This is a genomic window from Arthrobacter sp. Hiyo1, assembly GCF_001263615.2.
Lineage (GTDB): Bacteria > Actinomycetota > Actinomycetes > Actinomycetales > Micrococcaceae > Arthrobacter.
Genome location: NZ_DF952468.1, coordinates 671675 through 684163 on the forward strand (window position 1 = coordinate 671675; position 12489 = coordinate 684163).

At 61.5% G+C, this 12489-nt stretch carries 11 protein-coding genes; 6 read left to right on the forward strand and 5 right to left on the reverse strand.

Features of this window, described 5'->3' with window-relative positions; genetic code table 11:
- The 3 genes from AHiyo1_RS02960 to AHiyo1_RS02970 form a co-directional block, all read right to left on the reverse strand.
- Window positions 1-1651: DUF2142 domain-containing protein (locus AHiyo1_RS02960; RefSeq protein ID WP_059387570.1), on the reverse strand; the 1651-nt coding region annotated here is incomplete at its 3' end.
- Window positions 1648-2712, reverse strand: a complete 1065-nt coding sequence (locus AHiyo1_RS02965) for a substrate-binding domain-containing protein (protein ID WP_084784325.1) — start codon at window positions 2710-2712, stop codon at window positions 1648-1650. The genes AHiyo1_RS02965 and AHiyo1_RS02960, both read right to left, overlap by 4 nt.
- A 140-nt stretch (window positions 2713-2852) precedes the next feature.
- On the reverse strand, window positions 2853-4949 hold the full coding sequence (locus AHiyo1_RS02970; RefSeq protein WP_059387572.1) for a lysozyme: 2097 nt from the start codon (window positions 4947-4949) through the stop codon (window positions 2853-2855).
- A gap of 48 nt (window positions 4950-4997) precedes the next feature.
- Between AHiyo1_RS02970 and AHiyo1_RS02975 the strand changes: the two genes are divergently transcribed.
- Complete coding sequence (locus AHiyo1_RS02975) at window positions 4998-5246, forward strand: hypothetical protein (RefSeq protein WP_059387573.1); 249 nt, start codon at window positions 4998-5000, stop codon at window positions 5244-5246.
- Window positions 5247-5587: 341 nt separating this feature from the next.
- On the opposite strand, the gene AHiyo1_RS02980 is transcribed toward AHiyo1_RS02975, so the two are convergent.
- Both AHiyo1_RS02980 and AHiyo1_RS02985 read right to left on the reverse strand, forming a co-directional pair.
- Window positions 5588-6046: a hypothetical protein gene (locus AHiyo1_RS02980; RefSeq protein ID WP_084784326.1), complete on the reverse strand. Its 459-nt coding sequence runs from the start codon at window positions 6044-6046 to the stop codon at window positions 5588-5590.
- A 44-nt stretch (window positions 6047-6090) separates the two neighbouring features.
- Window positions 6091-8037, reverse strand: coding sequence for a polysaccharide deacetylase family protein (locus AHiyo1_RS02985; RefSeq protein ID WP_059387574.1), 1947 nt, complete (start codon window positions 8035-8037; stop codon window positions 6091-6093).
- A 561-nt stretch (window positions 8038-8598) separates the two neighbouring features.
- Here AHiyo1_RS02985 and AHiyo1_RS02990 point away from each other — a divergent pair.
- From AHiyo1_RS02990 to AHiyo1_RS03010, 5 genes are all read left to right on the forward strand, one after another.
- Window positions 8599-9822 carry a CpaF family protein gene (locus AHiyo1_RS02990; protein WP_059387575.1) on the forward strand — a complete coding sequence of 408 codons (1224 nt, stop codon included), beginning with the start codon at window positions 8599-8601 and terminating at the stop codon, window positions 9820-9822.
- Entirely contained in the window at window positions 9822-10676 is an 855-nt protein-coding gene (locus tag AHiyo1_RS02995) for a type II secretion system F family protein (RefSeq protein WP_059387576.1), read from the forward strand. Before AHiyo1_RS02990 ends, AHiyo1_RS02995 begins: the two co-directional genes overlap by 1 nt.
- Window positions 10673-11611, forward strand: coding sequence for a type II secretion system F family protein (locus AHiyo1_RS03000; protein ID WP_059387577.1), 939 nt, complete (start codon window positions 10673-10675; stop codon window positions 11609-11611). Before AHiyo1_RS02995 ends, AHiyo1_RS03000 begins: the two co-directional genes overlap by 4 nt.
- Window positions 11612-11743: 132 nt before the next feature.
- Window positions 11744-12007, forward strand: coding sequence for a hypothetical protein (locus tag AHiyo1_RS03005; protein ID WP_307053579.1), 264 nt, complete (start codon window positions 11744-11746; stop codon window positions 12005-12007).
- A 4-nt stretch (window positions 12008-12011) separates the two neighbouring features.
- Window positions 12012-12434: a TadE family protein gene (locus AHiyo1_RS03010; protein WP_059387578.1), complete on the forward strand. Its 423-nt coding sequence runs from the start codon at window positions 12012-12014 to the stop codon at window positions 12432-12434.
- The last annotated feature ends 55 nt before the right edge of the window (window positions 12435-12489 follow it).

Genomic DNA, 12489 nt, shown 5'->3' on the forward strand with positions numbered 1-12489 from the left:
GGCGCGCCGCCCAACGCAGCGCCCGGATCACCGGGACCGGGAAGAACGGCAGGCCGGGGTAGAGGAAACGGTACAGCTGGGCTGCCGCAACGACCAATGCAACGGCGAAGAGCAGGGTGAGGACTTCCCAGGAAAGGGGCGGCTGCCAATCCGGCTTGGTGAACATCACCAGCCAGTTCGCGAAGTCCGGTATTCCCACTACGTACCGTCGCAGGATGTACACGAAGCCGTAGATATGGGCAGCGCAGGTTGCCCAGAGAAGAATCTTGGCGACCCTGCGGCTGATGAGATTTGCGTGGAACTTGCGGAACCGAAGCGCCAACCCGGCCGAGATGACCGCGATCGCGAACAACGGGAGGCTGTACCTTCCTTGCCAGATGAATCCGCTGCTCGTGACAAGCGCGGCCTGGACCAGGGCGGGAACTACCGCAAGCATTCCGATCGCGGCCCAGAAGCCCAGCTGCAATCTAGCCGGACGCATCAGGAAGACCAGCAGCAACAGGGCAATGAGCAGCATGTTCCAGAACATCAGGACGGCTTGCGGCACCGGAGCATCAAGCCAGCCTGCGACTCCGATGTACTGATTGACGAAGTCGAACGACCTGTCCAGCATGGTGGCGAAGGCGTTGGAGGGCCGAAGGCCTTCAACCGCATTGGAGATTCCGGCGGGCGCCTCGCCTGCCGACGGAGGCGCGGTCAACATGATGAAGTTCCAGATGACACCCAGTGCCACTCCGATGGCGGACAATCCGGCAACTATGAGCAATAGCCGATTGCGGAAGATTGCAACGATGTCGGCGCCCCGGAAGAAGAGGCAGGCCACAATCGCCCCGCAAAGGAGCCACAACAAGGACACGTTCCTGGTGTTGGCCAAGGTCGCTGCCGATACTCCGACTGCCAGGATTCCCGGGCGGGCCAGGTGAAGCTGCCTTGAGTTCTCAAGCACGGAGACCAAACCGCAGAAGGCTGCCATCGACGCCGCGACCTCCAGGGAGTTCGGATTGATTCCCGTGGCCAGGAAGAAAACCATGGGCGTTGTCGCAACCGCGGCCGCAACCATGGGCCACTTGGGATGCCGCAGCCTCGACAGCGCGGTGAACCCGGCCGCATAGAAGGCGGCCGACATGAGTCCACTGACAATCCGCATGGCAAAGATCGCGGGGGCTCCGGACATGAACAGGCTAGGGAGCCCGACGAACCAGTAGTAGAAGGGGTTGTACAAGCCGGCCGAGGTCACGCCGATGGTGGTGTAGGTGTCGCCAACGGGAATGGCAGGCGCACAGCCCGCGGGCATCTCCTTGAGGAAGGCAAAACACCGCTGGGAATCGACGTTGGCGATGTAGGAGGGGACCTGTACGTGGACCCCGTTGCCATAGGACTCGCCGGGACCCGGGAAGAACTGCCCCCTCGCCACGGCTGCTGCCTTGATGGTGTGGGCGGGTTCGTCGGGATACGCCATCAGCGGCGTGGCCAGGATCCAGAGCGTGATCAGGGCTGAGAGCAAGGCAAAAACGCGGATGAAGAAACCGAATCCGGCCTTGGTGGCGGGGGACACGTTGCGAGTCCGGGACCGCAATCCGCCTGCCCGGGAGAGCGACTCCTGTCGAACGTCGGGACGAGCGGGGCCTTGGGCAGCTGGTTGGTCGATCATTGGTCGCTCCCGATCTTCTCAATCAGGCGTGACGCATCCCGCAAGGACTCTTCACTCGGGGAGGCCACCCCGGCGAAATAGGTCGAAGCGACCTGACCATCGGGGCCGACCACGAAGTCTGCCCAGGATTTCACGAGGGACGCAACCTCCCCGTTCTTATAGCTGGTACAAAATGCCTGGTAGTTCACGTTCCCCAATGCGTAGCCGTGGTCGGTCTTGTCCGGAAGGCGAAACTCGACTCCCGTGGCCACCGTTCTGGTGGTGCCGTCCTGGACGGCCGCAGCCACCGAGTCCTTGGACATTCTGACGAAGCTGCCGCCAAACGAGAGCAACGCCGTGTCAAACCGGGACCCGATGGACGCCGAGTCCATGAAGGCTATTGCGCCGGCGGTGCCGTCGACTTTCTTGGCGATGTCGCTGAAGTTCTTGACCTCTTGGCCGCCGGGTATCTTGGCCCACTTGTTGCTTACGCCGGACGACCAACTGGGTGAGGCCGCCAGATAGCCTGTGCTGGCCGAGGTCAGCGCTGAAGCTGTGCTCGCGGTCACCGGGACGATCGGCGCGTCCGGGAGCGTGGTTCCCGGATTGATCGCTGCGATTGCCTTGTCATCCCAGCGATTGATATCTCCGGTGAAGATCCTGGCGAGCAGGTCAGGCGTGAGCTTGAGGCTCCGGATGCTTGGCATATTAAAGACGACGCCGATAGAGGTCACCGAGGTCGGAACGCTGAACGCCCCATTCGGACCGCATTCCGCTTTGGTTGCGTCTTGTTGCTGAGCGGTCAAGGGGGCGTCGAGGGCTGCATAATAGGCCTGGCCCGTGGCCAAGGCTGTCAGCCCAACGTCAGAGCCGTCCGGAGAATAGCTCAATGACGTGGCCGTGAAGGTCTTTTTCCAAGCGCTGGACCATGCTCCGATCGGATCGCTCTGAATGGGACTTCCAATCGCAGTGAGCGCGCCGCGGATGTTTTGCTGTTTGGCTGGGGGACTGGCACAGGCGGCCAAGCTGATACCGACAAGCAGGAGGCATCCTGCCGCTCGGTGAATCGACCGATGATGCACCGGGGGTCCTTTCGATTACGGGTATAGCTGAGACTTGCGTCTTGATAACCCTAACCGTTCAACCTGAGCGTCGTAGCCCGTTTCGGCTCGATGCCCTCTGGTTGAGGCGCGGTACACAGGTCCCGCTCCGTGCAGGAGACTTAGTAATTCAGGGATTGACAGCCTGCAAGCGCGTTGCCTGAGCTGTACTGTGCTATCCCGATGCCATAAGTACAAACCGTGTATCTGCCCCGTTGAGTGACGGGGACCAGCGTCGAGTAGCCGTGATTTCCGGTAATGCCGAAAGCGTTGTTCACATCAGCCCTCGAAACGTTCGCCGCGAAGGCATACCCCTGACGGCTCCCGTCCGGATACGTAATGTAGACATGCACTGGATTGGACGAGCCCGGAACGGCTGGGTCGTATGTCCACCCCGTCGCCCTGATATTGGCTTGTCCTGACACCGATGCAACTCCGACGGAGTCGAGGTAGCCGGCCGGGACTGGCGTATTGCTTACCTGAATGGACATGCATCCAAGCGCCGTGTTCCCCGAAGCGAGCGGGGCAACCGGGATGGCATAGGCACAGGCGGTGTAGGTGCCGGTGCCCTTGGTTGGCAATGAGGCGCTGAAGCCGTGATTACCGGTAATGCCGAAGGCGTTGTTCAGATCGGGACGGGATTGATTTGCCGTGAATGCCGTGCCGACGTTGCTTCCATCCGGTGCCTGGACGTAGACATGGACAGGAATGCTGGCCGCGGTGTTGGTGGGGTCGAATGCCCAGCCCGTCGCAACGAGGTTGGCCGCGCCGGGCGCCTGCGAGATTCGAATGGAGTCGTAATATCCCTTCGGCGGCGGGTTGGATCCGACAGTGATGTCTTTGCAGCCAAGCGCGGTGTTGTAGTACTGCCCGATGGCATAGGTACACACGTGATATGTACCGGCTTTGCTCAGGCTGATCGACTTGTCGAAGCCATGGTTCGAACCGTAGCCGGTAGCGCTTCCCACATCCGGCCTGGAAGTGTTGGCCGTGATGCGGTAGCCCGTGGTCTGTCCGCTGGGGTCGGTGACGTAGGCGTCGGCGAACGAGGCCGTTTGCGGGTTGGCACGGTCAATGGCCCAGCCCGTCAGGCGAAGGGAAACGTCGTCGGGAGCACGAACCTGTCCGAGCGTGTCGAACGATCCGATGGGAGGTTCAACACCGTTTGCCTGAAAACTCTTGCAGCCAAGGTCTACAGTGCCGTTGACGCTGACGGCGGTGGCGCAAACCTTGTACGTGCCGGATGCGGTGATCTGGATGTTGTTGTCAAAGCCGTGTGCAGGGCCGTAACCGAAGGCTTGATCAACGTCCGGGCGATATGCGTTCGCCAGGAACGAGTACCCGGTGGTCGCGTTGCCCGGATCGGTAACTGAAATATTGACGGGAGTCGATACCCAAGGTCTGGAAAGGTCTACAGACCAGCCCGTGACCCTCAGGTATGCCGAGGTGGTGTCCCGGACGAGCGACAGTGAATCGAACGAACCCCTGGCTGGATTGCCGGCAAACCTTTGGAGGGAAGCGTAGTCCCCGTTCCAGACGTCCGAGTCGCCGCTGAAGGGACCCGTACTGCTGTACTGCCACATGCTGTAGTTGGCCCAACTGGAAGGAAGAATTCCAGCGTCGTTCGACGGCCCGCCTGGATACGAGGCGACCCAGAGGGGGTAGTCCCCGAATCCGGCAGGATCTCCGGTGCACTGTTTCCACCAACTCGTGTTGGTGTAGATCATCGGGAGCCGTCCCGTCAGGGAACGCATGGTGTTGCCGAAATTCTGTACCCACGACGTGAGCTGGGCGGGCGACATGTCGTAGCAGGTGTTGCCCATGTAGACGCCGTTGATGGTCTGCCCTGCATACGGATTGAACTCAATGTCCAGGACGGGCGGCAACGTTGCGCCGTCCGAGCTCCATCCGCCACCGTTTTGCACGAAGTAGTTGGCTTGATCGGCGCCTGAGGACCAGTTGGGAATCGCGAAGTGGTAGGCGCCGCGGATCATTCCGACTGCCCGCGAGCCTTGGTACTGCGAACTGTACGTGGGGCTGGTGTAGTAGTTTCCCTCGCTGGCCTTGACGTAGGCGAATCGCGCCCCCATGTTCCACTGCTGCTGCCAATCGACGCCGGCCTGGTAGTAGCTGACATCGAGACCCTGGATGCCGAAGGTGGGTGTCCAGCTGCCCTGGGCGGTTACCGCGCCCTGGACTCGTGGGGAGCGTTGGCCCATCTGCGCGCCCCTGGTCCGGCAGCTGCGCGCATTGCGGCTTGGCGATCTGTGCTGCTTTGGGCCGTCGCGGTTGGTGACGGCGTTGCTGTCTGGCTTTTTGCTGCCGGCTGCGTCGGTGAAGGCGTTGAGCTTGCGCTCGGCAACTGGGTCGCCGTCGTTTGTGGGGAGTTAGCGGGAGACGACGTCGGGGAGCTCGCCGGGGAGGGCGTCGGTGAAGGAGCCGGTGCTGCAACGGCCGTCGTTGCAGAGAGAAGCAAGACCGCCGCGCCGCACATCGCTGTTAGCGCAAGGTCTTGAACGCGGCGCACCCGGGAAGTGGAGACAGGGGCTTTAAATTGAATGGTCTTCATCTCTTGGCTCCACACGAGATTGCCGGCTCCCGATGGGGCGGCACTTGATTCATTCCGCCGTTTCAAACCCGCGACGGTAAATGGCTGTTGGCACTTCTAATTCGAAGGCAACCATAACACTGATGTGCAAGGTGGTGCTAATGTGGCCAATGGGATTTGAGTGAGTGGTTCAATGCAGTTCGGATACTGTCTGCACGGCCGCCAACAGCCAAACACCGCCGCTCCGGCCTGCGCGGTGCAGGCCGGAGCGGCGGTGTTTTTTTACTTGGGTGTTGTGTATTCAGTAGTTCATGGCAGGAAATACCCGGAGACGTCCGCGATGAGCTGCGCCGTACCCGAGGATTGGCTGTAGAGCGTGACCTTTCCGTCGGCACCCACGGGGACCGTGACCAAGTTGGGGACAATTTGGTTAGTGGCGTAGTTCAAATTGGAGGTGTTCGGCCGGGCGGTTCCGGACGCATACGCCGTGACGAAGCCGAACGACGTCGGATTGGCCACCGTGAGGTTGAAAGTGACGGCCGAGACTGTCGCCGGGATGCCGCTGATCCCGCCGACCTGGAAGGACACCGTGCCGTTCGGTGCCACCGGAGTGCTGTTCCGCGTATCGAGGAACCTGTTTGGCGCGATGGGTTGGAAGGTTCCCGACGCCGTTGCGGTGCCGGCCAGGTAGTAACCGGAAACGTCCGCGATGAGTTGCGTGGTTCCCGAGGACTGGTTGTAGAGCGTGACTTTTCCGTCCGCGCCCACTGGAACGGTGACACTATTGGGGACGATCTGTCCCGTGGCGTAGTTCAGGTTGGAAGCGTTCGGCCGGGCGGTTCCGGACGCGTACGCCGTGACGAAGCGAACGACGTCGGATTGGCCACCGTGAGGTTGAAAGTGACGGCCGAGACTGTTGCCGGGATGCCGCTGACCCCGCCGACTTGGAAGGACACCGTTCCGTTCGGTGCCACCGGGGTGCTGTTGCGGGTGTCCAGGAACCGGCTTGGCGCCAGCGCTTGGAACTCACCAGGAGCCGATGTGGCAGCCGGGACGTAGTACCCGGAGACGTCAGCGATCAGTTGCGCGGTTCCCGAGGACTGGTTGTACAGGGTGACCTTCCCGTCCGAACCCACCGGGACCGTGACCAAGTTGGGGACGATCTGTCCCGTGGCGTAGTTCAGGTTGGAGGCGTTCGGCCGTGCGGTTCCCGATGGGTAGGCCGTGACGAAGCCGAACGACGTCGGATTGGCCACCGTGAGGTTGAAGGTCACTGCCGAGACATTCGCCGGGATGCCATTGACGCCGCCGACTTGGAAGGACACCGTGCCCCCTGGCGCCACCGGGGTGCTGTTACGGGTGTCGAGCAGCCTGCTTGGTGTCATCGATTTGAACACGCTGGCCACGGCAACCGAGTCGTACAACGCGTAGTCATCAGTTATCAGGGTTCCATTGCTCAGCAGGTTCAAGCCCATGCTGATTGCGCTCGCACCTGCCGGAACCGGTGGGGAGGTCCAGGTGGCCTGGGTCCACGCTGTTGCCGCGGCAAAGTTCGGACTTGCGGTCCAGTAATTCCACGTGCCAAGGCCCGTTCGGTAGTAGAGCTCGAATTGCGTCGGAGCCGTCGCCGTGTACCAAGCGGACATTTGATAGATATGGCCGGGCGTAGCGCTCGGCGCACATTGGCCCAGGTCCAAAGTCGGCAGTAGCTTGGCATCGCCGTCAACGTAGCCGGAAATGACCATCTGTTCTGCAACGGACCCCGTGTGGCCCGGGGACACGCTGGTGAAGGTGTGGGTGTTGGTGCCATATGCTCCGATTGCCCAGCAATAGGGGAGTCCGGTGGCCACCGGGCCTGCTGTTTCCAAACTCGGGTTCTGGATCAGGTTTCCCACCGTGATGGGTGGCGGGGCGGCCGGCCCATTGACGAGTGGCTTATCCAGGTCGAGCGCCGGATTTGCGGGATCCGGGAATTGGGCGGCCATCACCTGGCGCACCGTCTTGACGACGATCCTGCCGGCCGTTTGCTCCGTCACCAGCCAATTCACGTACGCCTGGAAGTTGGTGGTCGTGACAGTTAGAGGGTCTGTAGCCGAGTCGAAGTGGTGGAAAGTCAATTGAACCCATCCGCCGCCGGCCTCCGCCTGGGTCACGACGGCCTGCATGTCGGCAACTGCCCACGTGTTGTCTACCTCATCGGGCGCCTTGGTGAAAAAGAGGTCCGCGGTAGGAACGGGCAGCGGTTCAGCAACTTCGGTCAGCGTTGGGGCGGCTTTGCTTTTCAGATCGCCCAGGCCACGTGCGCTGTTGTAGCCGCAGTTGGCGACTTGTTGCTCGACGGCGGGAGTGGCGGAGGCGAACGGGTAGGCGAAATTCGTGACCCGGAAGCCCATAGTGGTCAGGTTGACGCGGTCATTGCATATCTGGCGTGCCACCTCGTTCGCGTCCATCTGGGCAAGGTCGGGGTGCGTGACCGTGTGCCCGGCAATTTCGTTGCCTGCCGATTGAAGTGCGAGTGCCTGGGCGGTCGTCATGTAGGGAGGCGGGCCACCATTAGGATCGGTCGCGTTGAGGTAACCGGAGGGAAGGAAGAACGTCCCAAACATTCCTTTGGAATTCAAATAGTTCGCCGCAGCCACCTGATCAGCGTTGGCGTCGTCAAATGTCAACGTGACGACAAGAGGACCCGCGGCCTGGGCCGGCCGGGTCAAAAGCGCCGCATTGAAGAGCGTCGCCAAAAGGAGCGCGGCTGCGGCCATGGCAAACGCTTTTCGGTGGTTTTTTTGAGCTTCAAAGGAGGGCCTCCGCCCAATGCGGGAGGCCACCATGCACCCGTCTTGCATCTCAAGTCCGTTCGTCGCGCCTGCAACCTGACCGGTGCGACCTTCTGTGCAGTTTTACCCTCAGCACAATTCGGGGTCGCCAGTACTCATTGTGGGCATTCATTTATTATTAACCCGGTTGCGCGTCGATGGCTTAACAGCAAAAGGCGCTTGGCCTTTTGGCCAATGGCGCGCGCCTGATTACTTGACGCTACGAGCGGGCAATCAGGGTGTCAACACTCGTATTTAGTCACCGTCAACACTCGAGTAGTGCCTCAAATCCATCCCGGTTTCGTGCATGCCGTGCCGCGGATAGTCCCCGCAAAATCCAGCCGCGGCAGGTTCAGTTGAATCCGGGGACTTCCTTGTCAATCGCCGTGGTGTTCGTGGTTATCCACAACCGCCCAAATCTACTTGGCAGGGAGTCGCAACCTCCCCTAGCCTTAACTTGGTTGAAGGTTTCCGCAGCGCCTGGGCGCATGCTGCATTGGGGGGAACATGGAAGCATTGCGCATCGTCGAGGATGAAGTGCGGGAGCTGATTCGTCGGCGTGGACTGGATCCTTCGAGTCAAGCAGTCGAAATTCACCGGCTCGTCGAGGCCGCCGTGAATGATTACGATGAGCGGGCTCTTCTGGGCCCCTTGCCTCCCTTGGGACGCTTGGACACTGCGCGCAAGTACGTGTTCGACGCCGTTGCCGGCTTCGGGCCTATCCAGCCACTTCTGGATGATCCCACCATCGAAGAGGTCTGGCTGAACGCGCCAAACGAGGTTTACGTTGCCAGGAACGGCGAATCAGAACTTACCTCGATCAGCCTCACCGAGCAGCAGGTTCGCGACCTCGTCGAGCGGATGCTCAAGAGTTCCGGGCGGAGGCTCGACCTCTCCTCACCTTTTGTGGATGCGGCCCTGCCCGATGGCTCTCGGCTCCACGTCGTCATTCCCGACGTCACCCGTCGTCATTGGGCCGTGAATATCCGCAAATTTGTGGTCAAGGCAACCCGGCTCGAGCATCTCGTGGAGTTGGGGACGTTGACGCCCGAGTCAGCCCGGTTCCTGGGAGCCGCGGTCGCCAGTGGATTGAACATTCTCGTCTCAGGAGCCACCCAGGCCGGAAAGACCACAATGCTCAACTGCCTGGCAGCCAATATCGGCTCCCGCGAGCGGGTCATCACCGTCGAAGAGATCTTTGAGCTTCACTTCCCGCTACGCGACGTCGTTGGCCTTCAGTGTCGCCAGCCAAACCTTGAGGGCCAAGGCGAAATTCCCCTCCGCCGGCTCGTCAAAGAGGCTCTTCGTATGCGGCCGGATCGTCTCGTGGTGGGCGAGGTCCGGGAAGCCGAAAGCCTGGACATGCTGATTGCGTTGAATTCGGGCTTGCCGGGCATGTGCACCGTCCACGCCAACTCGGCCCATGACGCCGTGACAAAGATTTGCACCTTGCCGCTGCTGGCCGGCGGGAACATCTCAAGCGCGTTCGTCGTTCCAACCGTGGCTTCATGCATCGATCTCGTGGTTCATTGCAGCCGCCACGCGGACGGTCGCCGGCAAGTCACCGAGATCCTTTCGCTGGGGCGACGCGTGGAGAACGGCATCATCGAGTCGTCCAAGGTATTCACGATGCAGGACGGCCGGCTCCAAGCCACGTCGAATTCCATGCCGGCCGCCGAGAAATTCGCCCGGGCCGGATTTGACGTCGCCGCGCTCCTGGGGCACTTCTAATGGCGCCGCTGCTAGGCGTTCTCTGCGGGCTGGGTGTCTTCCTCATCTGGTGGTCGGCATGGGAACAAGACCCGCTTGCCGTCAAGGAGCCAAAACCTAAACGCCTTGAGTCCTTGTTGCTCACTGCCGGGATCGAAAAAGTGAGCGGCGGGGGATTCATCGCATCGTGCCTCGGATTGGGCCTTTTCGCCGCACTGGTGATCTACATCATGACCGCGTCGTTCTCGATCGCAGCGTGCTTCGGCTTGTTCGGTATGTGGCTTCCCTTGGCCGTTGTCAGTTGGCGGGCGCGCAAGCGGACCGCCATGCTCAGGGAGCTCTGGCCCGATGTCGTCGACCATTTGCGCTCGGCGATCCGTGCGGGGCTTTCGCTGCCCGAGGCGCTTATCCAGCTCGGAGACAAAGGTCCCGAAGAGCTGCGGGCTCTCTTCCGCGAGTTTGCCGCGGACTACCGTTCCGGCGGCCATTTCGATGCGGCGTTGAGCAAACTAAAGGAGCGTTTGGCCGATCCCGTTGCCGACCGGATCATTGAGGCGCTCAGGCTGACCCGGGACGTGGGCGGATCCGATCTCGGCCGCCTTTTGGGAACTCTTGCCGAGTTCCTTCGTGAGAGCGCGAGGACTCGCAGCGAGCTTGAGGCGCGACAATCATGGACCATCAATGGTGCTCGCCTGGCCGTTGCCGCCCCATGGATCGTCCTGATGTTGCTGGCCAGCCGGCCGGAAGCCGTTGCCGCGTATAACTCGGCGGCCGGAGCCAGCGTTCTTGGAGGCGGATTGTTGGTCTCGGCCTTCTGCTATTGGGTGATGCTGCGCATCGCCGCCCTTCCTGAAGATGAAAGGGTCCTTCGATGACTGGGCTGACTGCCTTGGCTGCATTCTGCGGACTTCTTTTGGGAGCCGGATTGTGGCTCATCTTTGTTCGCATGCCATTCATGCGGGCGATTCGGTTCGTGGAGCGCATCGAGCCGCAACTCAGGTCCCAGAACCTCGAATCGCGCCTGCTCTCCGCACCCTCGGACATCGCACCGTTCGGCGCCTTGGAGCGCATCCTGCGGCCGGTTTTTCGCGACGCCCTCGGCTACCTGGCGAAGTTCAACCTGGGGACCACATCCCTCAACAAAAAGCTGGCAAAGGCCGGTTCTGGAAAGTCCGCGCTGGACTTCCGCGCGGAGCAACTGCTGTGGGCCGCCGCGGGCTTCGCCACGGCGCTCGTCGTGGTGGTCGGGAATGCCACCGGGGGTCGGTTCAGTCCGGTGCCCGCGGTTGCTACGGTCCTGGTTTGTGCACTGGCAGGGTTTCTTTTCCGCGACTACATGCTCCGGGTGCAGATCAAACGAAGGGAAAGGCGGATGCTGGCGGAATTCCCGAGCCTTGCCGAGTTGATGGCTCTTGCGGTGGGTGCGGGGGAGAGCGCCAGCGGTGCCCTCGATCGAGTGTGTCGCACAGCCCGCGGCGAACTGGCGAAGGAGTTTGCCCTGGTGTTGGCCGCCACCCGGGCCGGCACGCCCCTGATCGAAGCCCTGCGCGAGTTTTCGGGACGAACCGAGCTCGGCCCGCTTGTTCGGTTCGTGGATGGAATTGTCGTTGCCGTCGAACGCGGAACTCCCTTGGCCGATGTTTTGCGGGCCCAAGCTGCGGATGTCCGCGATTCAGCCAAGCGGGAACTGATGGAAGCGGCGGGCCGCAAGGAAATCGCCATGATGGTCCCGCTGGTTTTCGGCGTCCTGCCCCTCACGGTGATCTTCGCGGTCTATCCGGGCTTGGCCGCGTTGGATCTCGGCTTCTAATGACGAATCTCAGTCAAGCCTTTTCACATCCGTCACATGGGCGTCCGCCTGAATACCAAGACAGCACGGATCACAATGGATTCCTGCATAAGGAATTGGGAAAGATGAAATGGGGAAGATGAAATGGTGAAAATGAAAAAGCTCGGACGCGAAGGCCTATCCGCTTCAGGACTCTTGCTGTGGCAGCTGTGGACACTCCCGTCGTCCAGATCAGCGCTTGGAACCAACCTGCACAAGTGTCCGGTCCCCGACGACGATCATCCGGAGCGGGGCGATGTACCAGGTTGGGTCATGATCACCCTGATGTCCGCCGCACTTGTCGCGGGCCTGCTGGCGCTGGCCGGCCCGGCACTGGAAGGACTCTTCAACCAGGCGATGAGCAAGGTCGGAAAGTAAGTCCATGCCGTTCCGCAGCCGGGTAGCGGAAGATGGCAGTGGCGTGAGGGTCGGCAGGGGCGATGAACGCGGCTCCGCCGTCGTGGATTTTGTGCTGGTCGGCGGTCTGTTGACGGTATTCTTCCTCGTTGTCATTCAACTGACCCTCATATTGCACGTGCGCAATACGCTCATTGATGCGGCCTCGTCCGGAGCCCGTTACGGCACTCTCGCCGACAGGACATCGTCCGATGCCCGTGAGCGCACAGCAGAGCTGATCGGAACGGCGCTGAACGCGGACTTTGCCCGGGACATCTCGACATCGGAGGCCAGCTTCCAGGGAATCCGCACCTTGGAGGTGACAGTCCGTGCACCATTGCCAGTTATCGGACTGATTGGTCCCGTAGCAGGGCTGGAGGTGAGGGGCCATGCTGCGACTTCGGGTTGATCCTGGCCGTGCAGCGCTCTCCCGCTTCAGGGAGGTGGTCTGCCTGCCGGCGGCG